Source organism: Sphingobium fuliginis (assembly GCF_004152845.1).
Lineage (GTDB): Bacteria > Pseudomonadota > Alphaproteobacteria > Sphingomonadales > Sphingomonadaceae > Sphingobium > Sphingobium fuliginis.
In genome coordinates this window covers 1-15,299 of the sequence record NZ_SEON01000010.1, presented here as the reverse complement: position 1 = coordinate 15,299, position 15,299 = coordinate 1, and the positions used below count along the sequence as shown (strand labels likewise).

General features: G+C 64.9%; 14 protein-coding genes. 6 read left to right on the top strand and 8 right to left on the bottom strand.

The window, feature by feature from the left end; all coding sequences use genetic code 11:
* Positions 1-34: 34 nt before the first annotated feature.
* Together EWH10_RS19505 and EWH10_RS19500 are read right to left on the bottom strand one after the other, a co-directional pair.
* Positions 35-967, bottom strand: coding sequence for a 2-hydroxyacid dehydrogenase (locus tag EWH10_RS19505; RefSeq protein WP_065846199.1), 933 nt, complete (start codon positions 965-967; stop codon positions 35-37).
* Positions 964-2,289: a cystathionine gamma-synthase family protein gene (locus tag EWH10_RS19500; protein ID WP_044660609.1), complete on the bottom strand. Its 1,326-nt coding sequence runs from the start codon at positions 2,287-2,289 to the stop codon at positions 964-966. Before EWH10_RS19500 ends, EWH10_RS19505 begins: the two co-directional genes overlap by 4 nt.
* Positions 2,290-2,512: 223 nt before the next feature.
* On the opposite strand from EWH10_RS19500, the gene EWH10_RS19495 reads away from it, so the two are divergent.
* The gene (locus EWH10_RS19495; RefSeq protein ID WP_044660610.1) at positions 2,513-4,924 is read left to right on the top strand and encodes a ligase-associated DNA damage response DEXH box helicase; all 2,412 of its coding nucleotides are present in this window, start codon (positions 2,513-2,515) and stop codon (positions 4,922-4,924) included.
* A gap of 179 nt (positions 4,925-5,103) precedes the next feature.
* Here the strand turns inward: EWH10_RS19495 and ppa are convergent, their stop codons facing one another.
* Positions 5,104-5,646, bottom strand: coding sequence for an inorganic diphosphatase (ppa, locus tag EWH10_RS19490; protein WP_025550754.1), 543 nt, complete (start codon positions 5,644-5,646; stop codon positions 5,104-5,106).
* Between the two features lie 43 nt (positions 5,647-5,689).
* Positions 5,690-7,609, bottom strand: a complete 1,920-nt coding sequence (locus EWH10_RS19485) for a M61 family metallopeptidase (protein WP_044662861.1) — start codon at positions 7,607-7,609, stop codon at positions 5,690-5,692.
* 152 nt (positions 7,610-7,761) lie between these two features.
* Here EWH10_RS19485 and hisS point away from each other — a divergent pair, with 152 nt between their 5' ends.
* The 4 genes from hisS (at position 7,762) to EWH10_RS19465 (ending at position 12,183) form a co-directional block, all read left to right on the top strand.
* Entirely contained in the window at positions 7,762-9,024 is a 1,263-nt protein-coding gene (gene hisS, locus EWH10_RS19480; RefSeq protein WP_044660611.1) for a histidine--tRNA ligase, read from the top strand.
* Positions 9,024-10,115, top strand: coding sequence for a peptide chain release factor 1 (gene prfA / locus EWH10_RS19475; RefSeq protein ID WP_044660612.1), 1,092 nt, complete (start codon positions 9,024-9,026; stop codon positions 10,113-10,115). Before hisS ends, prfA begins: the two co-directional genes overlap by 1 nt.
* A gap of 118 nt (positions 10,116-10,233) precedes the next feature.
* Positions 10,234-11,061 carry a peptide chain release factor N(5)-glutamine methyltransferase gene (gene prmC, locus EWH10_RS19470; RefSeq protein ID WP_044660613.1) on the top strand — a complete coding sequence of 276 codons (828 nt, stop codon included), beginning with the start codon at positions 10,234-10,236 and terminating at the stop codon, positions 11,059-11,061.
* A gap of 318 nt (positions 11,062-11,379) precedes the next feature.
* Positions 11,380-12,183: a DUF4167 domain-containing protein gene (locus EWH10_RS19465; RefSeq protein WP_044660614.1), complete on the top strand. Its 804-nt coding sequence runs from the start codon at positions 11,380-11,382 to the stop codon at positions 12,181-12,183.
* Positions 12,184-12,284: 101 nt separating this feature from the next.
* Here EWH10_RS19465 and EWH10_RS19460 read toward each other — a convergent pair whose 3' ends face one another.
* A complete protein-coding gene (locus EWH10_RS19460; RefSeq protein ID WP_025550743.1) occupies positions 12,285-12,662 on the bottom strand; it encodes an acyl-CoA thioesterase in 378 nt (125 codons plus the stop codon).
* Entirely contained in the window at positions 12,655-12,954 is a 300-nt protein-coding gene (locus EWH10_RS19455; protein WP_044660615.1) for a hypothetical protein, read from the bottom strand. The genes EWH10_RS19460 and EWH10_RS19455 overlap by 8 nt, the downstream gene beginning before the upstream one ends.
* 74 nt (positions 12,955-13,028) lie before the next feature.
* Here EWH10_RS19455 and EWH10_RS19450 point away from each other — a divergent pair, with 74 nt between their 5' ends.
* Positions 13,029-13,457: a CBS domain-containing protein gene (locus tag EWH10_RS19450; RefSeq protein ID WP_044660616.1), complete on the top strand. Its 429-nt coding sequence runs from the start codon at positions 13,029-13,031 to the stop codon at positions 13,455-13,457.
* A 6-nt stretch (positions 13,458-13,463) separates the two neighbouring features.
* Here the strand turns inward: EWH10_RS19450 and EWH10_RS19445 are convergent, their stop codons facing one another.
* Positions 13,464-14,951, bottom strand: coding sequence for a lipopolysaccharide biosynthesis protein (locus EWH10_RS19445; RefSeq protein WP_170825580.1), 1,488 nt, complete (start codon positions 14,949-14,951; stop codon positions 13,464-13,466).
* A gap of 43 nt (positions 14,952-14,994) precedes the next feature.
* The coding region (locus EWH10_RS21915; RefSeq protein ID WP_207212593.1) for a hypothetical protein at positions 14,995-15,299 on the bottom strand (305 nt) is incomplete at its 5' end.

Below are 15,299 nucleotides of genomic sequence, written 5' to 3'. Positions count from 1 at the left end.
GGTCCTCCTGCCTTCGCAGGAGCATGATGCGCGGTTAAATCACCGGCGAAACCAGCGCCTCCCCGGCAAAATGCGCGGCGAGATTCGCCAACAGCATGTCCCGCATCCGCCCGACCGCCTCATAGGTCGCGCCGCCTGTATGCGGGGTCAGCACGATATTCGGCACATCGGCCCAGCGCGCCGCGGGCGTAGGCTCGCTCTCGAACACGTCCAGCGCCGCTCCGCCCAGCCGTCCCTCGCGCAGAGCCGCGATCAGTGCATCCTCATCCACCAATTGCCCCCGCGCGACATTCACCAGCAGCCCTTGTGCCCCCAGCGCGTCCATCACGGACGCATCGATCATCCCGCGATTCTCCTCGGTCGCCCTGGCCGCCACCACCATGACGTCACTGTCCCGCGCCAGCGCCGCCAGACTTTGCGCCCGTGGCCAGCGCAGTTCCGGCTTGTCTCGTGGCCCCCACCATCCGACCCGCATCCGCATCGCCCCGGCCCGTTCGGCCAAGGCGACCCCGATGCTCCCCATGCCGACGATCCCGATCCCCGCGCCCGCCATGGATCGGGTGAGCATCTTCGCGCCCGCGCTCCATTCACCCGACCGCACCTGCCGGTCGCCCAGCACGATCTGCCGCCGGTGCGCGAGGATCAGCCCCAGGGCATGATCCGCGACATCCGCCGCATTCGCGTCCCCCGCATGGGTCACGGCCACGCCGCGCGCCCGTGCCCAGTCGAGGTCCACCCCGTCATAGCCCACGGTGAAACAGGCGATCAGCCGCAGCGCCGCCATCCGCTCCAGCATCGCCGGGTCGAGCCGGAACTCGCCCGCCGTCACCAGCGCTTCGGCCTCCGCCAGCCGCGCCTGCCCGCTCTCCTCCCACAAGGCCATGACGTCATAATGGGGGGCCAGCACGTCCAGCAGCGGCGCCAGATGCGGCTGCGCCACCAGTATCACGGGGCGCGCTTCCCTCATCCCACCGCCCGCAAGGCCTGGGCGAAGTCCGCGATCAGATCTTCCGCATCCTCGCAGCCGATGGAGATGCGCACCATATTGTCGCTGATCGCCAGCGCCTTCTTGCGTTCGGCGGGGACGGACAGATGCGTCATCGCCGCCGGATGGCTCGCCAGCGTCTCTGTCCCGCCCAGGCTGACGGCCAGCTTGGCGATCTTCAGCGCGTCCAGAAAGGCGAAGGCCTCCGCCTCGCCGCCCTTCAGGTAAAGCGAGAAGGTCGATCCTGCGCCCGTGCAATGCCGGCGGTAGATGTCCGCCTGTCGTTCGGTCTCCGGAAAGCCGAGATAGACGACCTTCTCCACCTGCGGCTGGTCCTTCAGCCAGGCGCAGACCCTGGCCGCATTCTCGCCCGCGCGGCTCATGCGCAGTTCCAGCGTCTCCAGCGACCGCAGCAGCATCCAGGCGGAATGCGGGTCCAGGATCGTGCCGATGGTGTTCCGCATCAGCCGGATGGTGTTGATCAGCGCATTGGACCCCAGCACCCCGCCCGCGACCAGATCGCTGTGCCCGCCCGCATATTTGGTGAGGCTGTAGATGACGAGATCCGCCCCATGGCTCAGCGGATGCAGCCAGAGCGGCCCCAGGAAAGTATTGTCGATGGCGATGGGCGGTCGATATTCTTCGCCTGCGAAGGAAAAGTCGCGCCGCGCAACTACCGCCTCCAGATCGACGAGGACATTGGTCGGATTGGCCGGGCTTTCCAGATAGATCAGCGCCACGCGGCCCAGCGCCTTGGCCCGGTCGATCACCGCGCCGATCTCCTCCTCGCTCGCGCCCGCGGGGAAATCCAGCCACTGCACGCCGAACTTGCCGAGGATGCGTCCGATCAGCGATTCGGTCGCGGCATAGAGCGGCGCCGAATGGACGATCACGTCGCCCGGCTGCACCAAAGCCAGCAAGGTCGTTGCAATGGCGGACATGCCGCTGGAAAAGAGCAGGGCGTCCTCCGCCTCTTCCCAGACCGACAGCCGGTCCTCCGCAATCTCCTGATTCGGCCCATTGAAGCGCGAATAGACGAGGCCTTCGGCGCCGCCCGGACGGATGCCGGTCACCCCCTCGAAATGCCGCTTGCCCGCTGCGGCGCTTTCGAAGGCGAAGGTGGAGGTGAGGAAGATCGGCGGCTTCAGCGAGCCTTCGGACAGAGTGGGATCATAGCCATGGCCCATCATCAACGTCGCGGGCTTCAGCTTGCGGCCTTCGATTTCCATGATCGGTTGCTTGGGGCGGCGGCGGTTGCGCGTGGGTTCCGCGCCCGTGAGGTCGGCTTCGGTTTCGCCGTTCATCGATGATCTCCTGCATGTTTGCGGCGTCTGTTGCGCCGCTGCGATGGCAGGGAGTGTAACGCTTTCGGGGGGGAAGGAGCCAGAGCGGATTGTTAGATTATTTCATGAAACCAAAGTTAAATTACTATGCGCTCCATATTCCTGCGCAGGAGCGCGGAGCGTTTTGAGGCGAGGTAGCGTTGAACAGGATGACGTTTATGTCTTCTCATCCTACATCCTCCCCATGAACCAACGCCTACCCGAACCGCTGGAGCAATGGTTCACCTCACGCGGCTGGACGCCCCGCCGCCACCAGATCGACATGCTGAGCGCTGCCCGATCCGGCGACCACGCGCTGCTCGTCGCGCCCACCGGCGCGGGCAAGACGCTCGCCGGCTTCCTGCCGACCCTGGCCGACCTCATCGAAAATCCCGGTGAGGGTCTCCACACCCTCTATGTCTCGCCCCTCAAGGCGCTCGCCGTCGACGTGCGGCGCAACCTTCTGACGCCCATCGAGGAAATGGGCCTGCCGATCCGGGTGGAAACCCGCACCGGCGACACCCCTTCCGACCGCAAGGCGCGCCAGCGCGCCCGCCCGCCGCAAATCCTGCTCACCACGCCGGAATCGCTGTCGTTGCTGCTGAGTTATCCCGACAGCTTCCTGATGTTCCCAGGCCTGAAGACGGTCATCATCGATGAGGTCCACGCCTTCGCCACGCAAAAGCGCGGCGACATCCTCAACCTTTCCCTGTCCCGCCTCCAGAGCATCAATCCGGGCCTTCGCCGCGTGGCGCTGTCGGCGACCGTCGCCGATGTCGATGCCTATCGGGCCTGGCTGGCCCCGGACGGGGACATCGGCGCCGTCACTCCGGTCTTGGGAGAGGCGGGCGCCGATCCCCATGTCGCCATCCTCATCCCCGAAGGGCGCATTCCCTGGTCCGGCCACTCCGGCAAATATGCCGCCCGGCAGGTGATGGAGGAGATCGAGCGCCGCGCCACGACATTGGTCTTCTGCAACACGCGCGGCCTGGCGGAACTGATCTTCCAGGAACTCTGGTCGGTGAACGAGGCGAACCTGCCCATCGCCATCCATCATGGCAGCCTTTCCATCGAAGCCCGAAGGAAGGTGGAGGCGGCGATGGCGGCCGGCAGGTTGCGCGCGCTGGTCGCCACCGCCTCGCTCGATCTCGGCGTCGACTGGGGCAATGTGGACTGCGTGATCCAGATGGGCGCCCCCAAGGGCAGTTCGCGCCTGCTCCAGCGCATCGGGCGGGCCAATCACCGCCTCGACATGGCGTCCGAGGCGATCCTCATCCCCGGCAACCGTTTCGAATATCTCGAAGCCCGCGCGGCGCTGGACGCGGTGGAGGCGGGCGAGCGCGACACCGACGATTTCCGTCCGGGCAGCCTGGACGTCCTTGCCCAGCATGTCATGGGCCTCGCCTGCGCAGCGCCCTTTCGGGCGGAAGATCTGCTGGCGGAAGTCCGGTCGGCCACCCCCTATGGCGCGTTGACGGAGGAAGCCTTTGCCAATGTCCTCCATTTCATCGAGGGCGGCGGCTATGCCCTGCGCGCCTATGACCGCTTCAAGCGGCTGACGCTTGGACCTGACGGTCTATGGCGCGTCTCCCATCCGCGCTTCATCCAGCAGCATCGCCTCAACGCCGGCATCATCGTCGACCAGCCGGCGCTCGCCGTCCGCTTCGCCAATGGGCGCAAGCTCGGCACGGTGGAGGAGGGCTTCGCCGCCACCTTGAGCCCCGGCGACTGCTTCTTCTTTTCCGGCACCGCATTGGAAGTGGTCCGTATGGACAGCACCGACCTCATCGTCCGCGCGACTTCCAGACAGGCACGCATCCCCAGCTGGGGCGGCACGCGCATGGCCATGTCCACGCGGCTGGCCGACCGCGTCCGCCACTTCCTGGCCGAACCGGAGCAATGGTCCCGCTTTCCCGACGATGTGCGCGAATGGCTGGAGGTGCAGAAATATCGCTCGGCCCTGCCCGAACCGGGGCAATTGCTGATCGAGACATTCCCGCATGAGGGACGGCACTATCTGGTCTGCTACAGTTTCGAAGGCTGGAACGCGCATCAGTCGCTGGGCATGCTGCTGACCCGCCGCATGGATGCGCAGGGGCTGATGCCGATGGGCTTCGTTTCCAACGACTATGCGCTGGCCGTTTATGGGCTGAAGCCGATCACCGACCCGCAGAGCCTCTTTTCGGCCGACATATTGGATCATGAATTCATCGAATGGGTCGAACAGTCGAGCCTGCTCAAGCGCGCCTTTCGCGACGTGGCCGTCATTTCCGGCCTGATAGAGCGCCAGCATCCCGGCAAGCGCAAGACGGGTCGGCAGGTCACTTTCTCGACCGACCTCATCTACGACGTGCTGCGCAAATATCAGCCCGATCATCTGCTGCTGAAGGCGGCCTGGGCCGACGCCCGCGCACGGATGACCGACGTGGGACGGTTGGGCGACCTGATCGACCGCGCCTCGGCCACCATGCTGCATGTCGATCTCGACCGGGTGAGCCCGCTCGCCGTCCCCGTGCTGATCCTCATCGGACGCGAGCAGGTCGCCCAGCATGAGGTGGAGGATGCCCTGCTCATCGAGGCCGAAGCCCTGGTTGCGGAAGCCATGCGCCCGGATTGAATGGGTGGTGGAGGCAGCCGGTCATTACGGCATTCATCGCCTCTGTCTTTGGGGAGTGGCGCAGCGGACGGCCATCTTCACCGATTCCAACGCGCGGCGCTTCATCGATCAGACAAAATGAAGAGGGGCCGCGCAGATAAGCTACGCGGCCCCTCTTTCGTTCAGTATTTCGCAGCGCTTCAGGCGGCCTGCTTCTCAGCCTTGTAGCGTTCGATCGCTTCCAGGGTGATGCGCTTGGCGTCTTCCGCGCCGCCCCAGGTGCCGATGCGCACCCACTTCTTCTTTTCCAGATCCTTATAGTGGGTGAAGAAATGCTCGATCTGCTCCATGACGATGCCGGGCAGGTCGTCCTTCTCACCAACGTTCGAATAATAGGGGAAGACCGAATCCGCCGGCACGCAGACCAGCTTTTCGTCGCCGCCCGCTTCATCCTCCAGATTCAGCACGGCGATCGGGCGGGCCGCGACCACGGCGCCGGGAATGAAGGGCGAGCGGGCGATGACCAGCGCGTCCAGCGGATCGCCATCGGGCGACAGCGTGTGCGGCACAAAGCCGTAATTGGCCGGATAGCGCATCGGCGTATGCAGGATGCGGTCCACGAACAGCGCGCCCGACGCCTTGTCGAACTCATATTTGACGGGCTCGCCACCGACCGGAACCTCGATGATGACATTCAGGCTGTTGGGCGGATCGTCGCCCACCGGGATCAGTTCGATATTCATGGGACTTCAAGCCTTTTTCGATACGCGTTGGCGCTACGGGTGATTATGTTTTCGGTTTCAGCAGCCGGTCCAGGCTGCCTTCACCCTCTCCTGTCTTTTCGAGGCGCGGATAGCGCAGGCCGCCGGAATATGCGAGGGTCAAAGTGCGATAATATTTGTCCTGCTTCACTATGATCTGGAGCGGCTTTCCGGACTTGATCGCCGCCTTGAACACATCGCCCGAATATTCATCGCCATTGATCGCGAGGATCTTCGATCCGGTCGCCAGGCCAGCCTTGAAGGCCGGACTGTCCCAGACGACGTTGCTGATCTCGCCGTCATTCTTGACGATCATGCCGATGCCGAAGCTCTGGTCGGTGAACTTGCCCGATCCTTCGGCCGCCTTGGTGATGGCCCCCGGCGTGTCGCCATAGACCAGCCTGTAGCCGCCCAGCGTGAAGCCGCCCTTGGGTGTCTCCCTGGTCGTGCTGTCGACATATTTCTGGAAGAAGCCCGCCCAGTCATAGGGCGCGACTGCGTTGAGCGTCTTGATGACGTCGCCGCGATTATAGACGACCTGTCCCCAATCGCCCGGATTGATGCCGAAAAAGGCCCTGGCGAAATCGTCCAGGCCCTTGGCGCCCCTGGTCTGCTGGCGGATGATCGCATCCGCTTCCAGCCAGATCATCAGGCCTTCATTGTAATAATCCTCCGACCGCTGCCAGCTCGACCAGCCCTTGGGACGGCGGGCGGAGATGATGGGATCATGGGTGGTGTCCTCCATCGGGCGCCACTCGCGGCCCCGCGCCGTATCCAGCTTGGCCGCGATATGGGCATAGGCGTCCAGCGTTTCCTGCTTGGAGAACAGCCCGGACCGCGCCCCCAGCACATAGCCCCAGAACTGCGTCTGCCCTTCATAGACCCACAGCAGATTGTCCTGCATCGGCACGTTGAAATCGGGTGTCCACAGCAGGTCCGGACGGCGGAACTTGCCGTCCCAGCTATGGGTGAATTCATGCGGCAAGAGGTTGCGGTCCAGCAGCGCATCGCCGTCGCCCCATTTCTTGAAATAGCCCGGCTCGACCTGATTCTCCGACGACCGGTGATGCTCCAGCCCGATGCCGCCCATCTCGTCGGTAATGGCGAACAGGAAGTCATAATGGTCGAAATGATAGGTGCCGAACAGCGCGCCCGCTTCATCGACCAGCTTCTTGTGCCTGGCGATCTGGTCGGGTTTGGCGTCCAGTTCGTCGGCATCGTCCGCGACGATGTTGAGCGTCACATTATGGCCGAGGTCCACGGGCTTGAAATGAAGGCCCGCGAACACCGGCGAATCCTGCAAGGCTTCATAGTCGATCGTCTCATAGGCGACGGTCGATCCGGTCTTCTTGCCCCGCAAGGCTGTCGCGGCCTGCCAGCCGTCGGGATAGGTGACGGTCGCCTGGATCGGAATCTGCCGCGTATAATAGCCTGCCGGATAGAGCGACACCGACTCCCACTGGATATTGAGCATCTTGGGCGTGACGACGACGCGGCCCTGATTGGGCTGGGTGGCGGACAGGAACTGAAAGGATGCGACGACCTGTTTCGTCCCCTGCGGCACGTCGATCACAAAGCCATAGACGTTGAGCGGATCGCGCTTCCACGCCAGCGGCTTGCCGTCGGCCGTGAAGCTGAGGCCGGTCAGCTTCTCGATCTGTCCGCGCGGCGCATGGTTGCCCGGCAGCCATTGCGGCATCAGCAGCGTCATCGGCCCGGCGGCGGCGACGGGGATGGTTTCCTTCACCCGGAAGATGCGCTGCACCGTATCGGTGGCGTCGACCTCCAGCCTGATCGTGCCGCCGGGATAGGGCGCATCCTTGGGCGCCGGCGCGGCATAGTCGACCGGCAGCGCCGTAGGTTTGGAGCGGATCGCATCCTGCGCGATCAGCGGGGTTGCGATCGCCGTGGAAAGGAAAAGGGCGGCAGCAAGGCTGCGGATCATGAACATCTCCGAAAAAGCGTGCGGTCGAACGACCGTATAACAACAGCATGGCGAGCCATTCCGCTCTCGTCCACCCCCAACTCTTCTTGGCATATTTTACGACAAAAAAGCGCGTTTCCTTGAGCCGTCTTTATCGTTAAAGGCGCTCCCCCATGGCGAAGATCGAAACCCCGCGCCCGGTGCGCGGCACGCAGGACATGCTGGGCGGCACGAGCGAAGCGTTTCAGGAACGTTTCGCCCATGTGGTCGCGACCTTCGACCGGGTGCGCAGGCTCTACGGATTCCAGCGGGTGGAAGTGCCGGTGTTCGAATCGACGGCGGTGTTCGCCCGCTCGCTGGGCGAAAGCACGGACGTCGTTTCCAAGGAAATGTACACGTTCGAGGATCGCGGCGGCGACAGCATCACCCTGCGCCCGGAATTCACCGCGGGCATTTCCCGCGCCTATATCACCGAGGGTTGGCAGCAATATGCGCCGCTGAAGGTCGCGACCCACGGCCCACTGTTCCGCTACGAGCGTCCGCAAAAGGGCCGCTTCCGCCAGTTCCACCAACTCGACGCCGAGGTCATCGGCGCGGGCGAGCCGGGCGCGGACGTGGAACTGCTGGTGCTGGCCGACCAGTTGCTGCGGGAACTGGGCGTATCGGAAGGCGTGACGCTCAACCTCAACACGCTGGGCGACGGCCCGAGCCGCGAAGCGTGGCGCGCCGCGCTGATCGCGCATTTCGAGGCGCATCGGGATCAGCTTTCGGAAGAGAGCCTTGATCGCCTGCACCGCAATCCGCTGCGCATCCTCGACAGCAAGGACCCACGCGACCGTCCGGTGGCGGACAGCGCGCCGGACATCGACGCCTATCTGACCGATGAAGCGCGCAGCTTCTTCGAAAAGGTGACGGCGGGCCTCGACGCGGCGGGTGTGGCGTGGGAGCGCAACGCCCGGCTGGTGCGCGGCCTCGATTATTACCGCCACACGGCGTTCGAGTTCATCACCGACCGGCTCGGCGCGCAGGGCACGGTGCTGGGCGGGGGGCGCTATGACGGGCTGATCGAGAATCTCGGCGGCCCCTCGACTCCGGCGGTCGGCTGGGCGGCGGGGATCGAGCGGCTGGCGATGCTGGTGGATATGCCGGAGATTGCCGGCCCGACCGTCGCCGTCATACCCATGGGCGAAGCCGCCGAAGTCAGGGCCACCGGCATCATCGCCGACCTGCGCCGCGCGGGCATTGCCTGCGACATGGGCTATCGCGGCAACATGAAGAAGCGGATGCAGCGGGCCAATGCTTCGGGCGCGGCCTGGGCGGTGATCCTAGGGGACGACGAACTGGCGCGGGGCGAGGCGGCCGTCCGCAATCTCGGCACGGGCGAACAGGAAGCCGTCGCCCTAGATGCGCTGATCGGGAAACTGGCAACGCGCTGATGCATATCTCCGCCGAACGCATCGCGCAGATCGAGGCGCGCCGGGACGAGGTGCAGGCGTCGATGACGCGTGCCGACCTCGCGCCGGAGGAGTTCGTGCGGCTGTCCAAGGAATATGCGGAGATCGAGCCGGTGGCGAAGGCCGCCCATGAGGTCCGCCGCTTGCGCCAGGAACTGAGCGCGCTGGAATATATGGCGGGCGGCGAGGATGCGGATTCCGATCCGCTGATGCGCGAAATGGCGCAGGAAGAGATGCAACTGATCAAGAGTCGGTTGCCTGACGCCGAACGCGCCCTCGCGCTGCAATTGCTGCCGAAGGATGCCGCCGATGCCCGCCCGGCCATGCTGGAAATCCGCGCAGGCACCGGCGGCGACGAAGCCGCGCTGTTCGCGGGCGACCTGTTCCGCATGTACCAGCGCTATGCCGACGCGCAGGGCTGGAAGATGGAACTCATTTCCGCCAACGCCTCCGAAGTCGGGGGTTATAAGGAGGTCGTCGCCAGCGTCACCGGCACCGGCGTCTTCGCCAAGCTGAAGTTCGAAAGCGGCGTCCACCGTGTCCAGCGCGTTCCGGTCACGGAAAGCGGAGGACGCATCCACACCTCCGCCGCCACCGTCGCGGTGCTGCCGGAACCGGAGGAGGTCGACGTCCAGATCGCGGACAGCGACCTCAAGATCGACATCTACCGGGCGTCCGGCGCGGGCGGCCAGCACGTCAACACCACCGATTCCGCCGTGCGCATCACCCACTTGCCCTCCGGCATCGTGGTGACGCAGCAGGACGAGCGATCCCAGCATAAGAACAAGGCCAAGGCGATGCAGGTGCTGCGCGCCCGCCTGTATGAGATGGAACGCGAGCGCGCCCAGAGCGAACAGGCCGGTGCGCGCAAGGCGATGGTGGGCTCCGGCGATCGGTCCGAACGCATCCGCACCTATAATTTCCCGCAAGGGCGGGTGACGGACCATCGCATCAACCTGACCCTGCACCGCCTGCCGGAAATATTGGAAGGGCCGGGCCTGTCCGAAGTCATCGACGCGCTGGTGGCGGAGGACGAAGCCGCCCGCCTCGCCCAACTGGACGGCGTGGCGTGATGCCGTCGCCCTCTCAGCACCATCCGTCATTCCCGCGTAGGCGGGAATCCATCTCCCATAAGTTGCGACTTGGTGCAGCGTCTGGAGATGGGTTCCCGCTTTCGCGGGAATGACAAATATGGGGGTCGCTCCAGCCTTGCGTCAGGCAACCGAGCGCCTCGCCCTCATCAGCGCCACCCCGCGCCTCGACGCCGAACTGCTCCTGGCCCACGCGCTGGAGATCGACCGCAACGAGCTGCTGATGCGCCAGCGCGACCTCAGCGTCCCGCCCGGCTTCGAAACGCTGCTCCAACGCCGCCTGACCGGCGAACCCATCGCCTATATCACCGGCGCGCGCGATTTCTGGACGATCAGCCTGCGCGTCACGCCAGATGTCCTCATTCCCCGTCCTGACAGCGAAACGCTGATCGAGGCGGCTCTCGACCATTTCGGCGTGCGGAGTCCCGCCCGCATCCTCGACCTCGGCACCGGTTCCGGCGCGCTGCTGCTCGCGGCGCTCAGCCAATGGCCGCAGGCAAGCGGGGTGGGCGTCGATATTTCCCCGGCGGCGCTGGCGGTCGCCCGGGGCAATGCCGATCGGCTGGATCTCAGCGAACGCGCCGATTTCCGGATGGGCGACTGGGCGGAGGGAATGGACGGCTCCTTCGACCTGATCCTGATCAATCCACCCTATATCGCCCGCGACGTTGCGTTGGCGGGCGACGTCCTCCATGAGCCCGAAAGCGCCCTTTTCGCAGGCGCGGACGGGCTGGACGACTATCGCCGGATCGCGCCGATGCTGCCCCGGCTGCTGGCGCCGGACGGGATGGCCGCCATCGAGATCGGCTACGACCAACGGCTCAGCGTCTCCACCCTGCTTGCCGATCAAGGACTTAGCGTCGCGGTCCGCCACGATCTCGCCGGTCATGACCGCTGCCTGATCGCAACCCTGGCTCCATCCGTCTGACCCGGCGAAGGATTTGCGCCGGCACAAGCTAAAATTGCTTGGTTTATGGCCGGGAAGCCACTACATGGAGCTTAGGGACGGCACTATCCTGAGGATCTGCCCTGTGGGGCCGCGACAAGAAAAGGCCGTTTTCCCGCTCCTTCAAAGTCACGACGGCGCTGCTGCGCAGGCGCCTCTGGCAGGTCAAGGGCATAGGCCGATCGCTCGGCCCCTGCCTGGCGGAGCCTTATCCGGCCTGATGGTCAGGCCGTGCTGAAGGATGGCGACTGAACAGTGTTTTTCCGTGAATGATGGCAAAGTGAACGCAAGGATCAGCTCTTGATCAACAACAGGCAGGCCGGTCGCCGGAATCGCGGCCGGAACAACAATAATGGCCGGCCCAACGGTGGCAATCGGGGCGGCGGTGACAATGGCAACCGGATCGACAGCCGCGCGCGCGGCAATGCGGCCCAGCTTCTTGAAAAATACAAGAATATGGCGCGCGATGCCCAGATGGCGGGCGATCGGGTGAATGCGGAATATTATCTGCAGTTTGCCGACCATTATTTCCGCGTGCTGGCCGACAATCGCGCCCGTCAGGAGGAGCAGCAGCAACGCTTCCGCCCGCGCGACGAAAGCTTCGACGAGAATTTCGACGATTTCGATGCCGGGGACGAAGCGGGCGAGGACGGGCGCGCCGATCAGGCGAGCGACCGCGGGCAGGACTTCGATCGCCGTCGGGACGAGCAGCGCGATTATCGCGAAGGCCGGAACGACCGCAATCGGCGCGATCGCAATGACCGGAACGACCGCAACGATCGTAACGAACGGCGTCGGGAACGCTCGCCGGTAGAGGAAGTGGCCATCGAGGAAGCCGTGGAACAGCGGCAGCCCGAAACCGCGCCTCAGCCGTCGGCCCCCGCGCAGGCCGCTCCGGAATCGCAGCCCGAGGCTGAGGCTCCCCGCGCCCGTCGCGGACGTCCGCGCAAGGCGGCGGCCGCGCAGGAGGAAGGCCAGGGCGGTCTGGACTTGGCGGTGCTGCCGCCCTCGATCGCGCGCGCCGACAATGATGCGGAACCTGCCGCTGAAGCCCCGCGCAAGCGCACCCGCCGGGCCCGGCCTGCTGCTGAAGCCGCCGAATAGGCGCCGGTTCCGCCCGGATGGGTGGGGACGAGCGTCAAGAAAAGGGGACAGTGCCGCTGCGCTGTCCCCTTTTTCATGCTTCCGGCGCGGCCTTGACGGGATCAGGCAGTGGGCAGCGGACGCGGCCGGTGATTTTCATCCAAAGCGACGAAGGTGAACAGTCCGCTGGTCAGTTCAACCTTCGTCTCCTGCGGTCCCCGCGTCGCGACGACATCGATCCGGATGGCGACCGATGTCCGTCCCCGCCTTTCCTCATGGGCATAGACCGACACGATGTCGCCCAGCAGGATCGGGGCAATGAACGTCATGCCCTCTATCGCGACGGTCGCTACGGCGCCCCGGGCGATCCGGGCGGCGATGATGCCGCCGGCAATGTCCATCTGGCTCAACACCCAGCCGCCGAAAATATGCCCATTGGCGTTGATGTCCGTTATGTGCGGCACCACGCGCAACACCACTTCGCCCTTTTCGTCAGTCATCACTGGAAACCTCATCCTTCATCCGGTCGATGACCTGTTCGTCATGTCCCGTTCCGCTCGACAGAAATGCCAGCGCCATCAGACCCGTCCCCAACATGAACGTCAACCAGACGCCCAATATGGTGGCGATGACCATATGGATCGGCATGGGGCCCGCCCACCAGTGCAGGAAGAGCAGCGCCGCCCCGACGCACAATGCGCCGCCCAGCGCCATCCATCCCATGATGCGGCGGAACCGCCGCCATGCGACCTGCGCGACCTGCGGGTCATCAAGTCCTTGTCTGTGCGTCATCCCTTTCCTTTGGAGTGTGAAAGTGGGATCATCAAGGGACTGAGGCATTTAGCCGGCAGGCAGGGAGACGGACCATGACGATCGCGGCGATTCTGCAACGCAAGGGACAGGATGTCGTCCAGGTGCAATCGGGCGACACGGTCCTGTCGGTGGTGCAATTGCTGGCCGAGCGGCGGATCGGCTGCGTCCCGGTGGTGGATGACGGCAAGGTGGTCGGCATCTTCTCCGAACGCGACCTGGTCTATCGCGTGGCGCAGGAGGGGGCAGGGGTTCTGGAGCGTCCGGTGGGGGAGATCATGACGGCTCCGGCGATCACCACGGACGAGCGGACGCCCGTCATCCACTGCCTGTCGCTAATGACGAAGCGGCGCATCCGGCATCTGCCCGTCGTGGTCGACGGCGCGCTGGTCGGGCTGGTGTCGATAGGCGATCTGGTGAAGTTCCGCATCGATTCGATCGAATCGGAAGCGGCCGCCCTGCGCGACTATATCCAGACCGCCTGACCCGTTTCAGGCGGGCGCCTCGACCGGCGGGGCCCGCCGAACGACCAGCGCGACCAGCTCCATCAGCGTCCCCCGCGCGCACAGCATCAGGGCGGCCAGAAAGGCAAGCCCGCCTGCCGGCACCAATATCCCCAGCCGGATTGGTGCGGCGAGGGGCGGCAGCAACCGGTCGACCGCCATCACCGCCGCAGCCATCAACAGCGAGCAGCCAAGCCCCGGTGCGGTCGCCCGCATCAGGTCGATCAGCCGCAACCCCATCGGCGCGCCCGCCAGCTGGGCGGTGATCAGCGTCAGAATCGGGAAAGCGCACAACCATGCCCAGGCCAGCCCCATCGCCCCGAATCGAATCCCGATGAAGAAGGCCGCCGGCATCAGCACCGCGCCCACCGCCGACACCCGCGCCGTCGTCCCCGGCCGGCCCAGCGCATTGCTGACCGGCGCGAACATCACCTGCAACGTCATGAACGGCATGGCGAGCGCCAGAATCGCGACGAAAGGCGCCATGTCCCGCCACTTCGCGCCGAACAGCGTCTCGACCAAAGGCCCCGCCGTCGCCGCCATGCCCAGATAGACCGGGCAGCTAATCAGCAGCAGCAGCCGCACCGCCTTGCAGAAGGACCATGCGATTCGCGACGGGTCCTTCTGCATCCGCGCATAGGCAGGAAAGGCCACGTCGTTGAGCGGCGGGATGAATTTGCTGACGAAGATCTGCGTCAGGAACAGCGCTTCGGCATAAAGGCCCAGTTGATGCGGTTCCAGCACCCGCCCGCCGATGAAGATGTCGGCCTGACTCTGCACGATCCAGAAAAGCTGCCCCCCCAGCAGCGACGCGCCATAGGCCACCATCGCTCCGGTCCCGCGGAAATCGAAGCTGGGAATCGGCATGAACCCGGTCGCCAGCACATAGCCTATGCCCTTGACCCAGAATCCCGCAATCGGCGCGAACACCAATGTCCAGACGCCCCAGCCCGACAGCGCCCCGGTCAGCGCCACCGCCGCCGACGCGATGGCCGCGATCAGGTTGACCAGCGCGGGCCGCCGGAAATCCATCGCCCGGCCCATGATCGCCTCGGGAATCGAGATGAAGGGCGTCGACAGATAGAGCAGCGCCTGCACCCGCAGCAGATCCGCAACCATGGGCTGCTCATAATAGGCAGCTGCCAGCGGAGCGACCGCAAGCTGGGCCAGGGCAAGTCCGCCGTTCAGCAACAGCATGATGCCGAAGGCCTGCCGCAATTTGTGCGTCTCGACGGTTTCGGACTGCACCAGCGCGCTCACCAGCCCATAGCCGTTGAGGAAGGTCGCGAAGTTCAGGATCACCTGCGTCATTGCGAACAGACCGTAATCGGCGGGATCGAGCATTCGAATCACGGCCAATGTCACGACCCAACTCAGCATCTGCGCCACGATCTGGCTGCCCGACCGCCAGAGGATCGCGCTTCTTATCTTCGAGCCAAAACCGGCGTCGCTTGCGTCGGCGTCCTGCAAACCCATCTTCATTCCTGTTTTCCGGACCGTTCATGGCCGCGGGGTCCTTCTATCCGGCAAGTCCCAAAAAATTCTGAAATAAAATTGCAAAAAGGGTTTGACGGTTCGGGAAGCCCTCCATATATGCCCCTTCACCGACGCGGCGCTGCCCCACAGGGACGGCGGAAACGACGGTCGCCAACAGGAACGGACGCTGGTCTCCCGGAACGCAAGGAACGGGGTAGGACAGCTGTCCGGTATGGTTGTCGGCTCTTTGACATTGTTGATTGATGAAGGGACATGTGGGCGGCGGCTCCGGGTTCTTGTGGCTTCTAGGCGCAGGATACTCGGTTAAATTAGCCATCCTCACAATGT

What these genes read in the sequence shown, in the direction of transcription:
- EWH10_RS19460 (WP_025550743.1), bottom strand. Translation starts at nt 12,662, where the DNA reads ATGACTGACGAAAAGGGCGAAGTGGTGTTGCGCGTGGTGCCGCACATA.
- hisS (WP_044660611.1), top strand. Translation starts at nt 7,762, where the DNA reads ATGGCGAAGATCGAAACCCCGCGCCCGGTGCGCGGCACGCAGGACATG.
- EWH10_RS19500 (WP_044660609.1), bottom strand. Translation starts at nt 2,289, where the DNA reads ATGAACGGCGAAACCGAAGCCGACCTCACGGGCGCGGAACCCACGCGC.
- EWH10_RS19450 (WP_044660616.1), top strand. Translation starts at nt 13,029, where the DNA reads ATGACGATCGCGGCGATTCTGCAACGCAAGGGACAGGATGTCGTCCAG.
- EWH10_RS19505 (WP_065846199.1), bottom strand. Translation starts at nt 967, where the DNA reads ATGAGGGAAGCGCGCCCCGTGATACTGGTGGCGCAGCCGCATCTGGCG.
- EWH10_RS19485 (WP_044662861.1), bottom strand. Translation starts at nt 7,609, where the DNA reads ATGATCCGCAGCCTTGCTGCCGCCCTTTTCCTTTCCACGGCGATCGCA.
- EWH10_RS19455 (WP_044660615.1), bottom strand. Translation starts at nt 12,954, where the DNA reads ATGACGCACAGACAAGGACTTGATGACCCGCAGGTCGCGCAGGTCGCA.
- EWH10_RS19445 (WP_170825580.1), bottom strand. Translation starts at nt 14,951, where the DNA reads ATGGGTTTGCAGGACGCCGACGCAAGCGACGCCGGTTTTGGCTCGAAG.
- prmC (WP_044660613.1), top strand. Translation starts at nt 10,234, where the DNA reads ATGGGGGTCGCTCCAGCCTTGCGTCAGGCAACCGAGCGCCTCGCCCTC.
- prfA (WP_044660612.1), top strand. Translation starts at nt 9,024, where the DNA reads ATGCATATCTCCGCCGAACGCATCGCGCAGATCGAGGCGCGCCGGGAC.
- EWH10_RS19495 (WP_044660610.1), top strand. Translation starts at nt 2,513, where the DNA reads ATGAACCAACGCCTACCCGAACCGCTGGAGCAATGGTTCACCTCACGC.
- ppa (WP_025550754.1), bottom strand. Translation starts at nt 5,646, where the DNA reads ATGAATATCGAACTGATCCCGGTGGGCGACGATCCGCCCAACAGCCTG.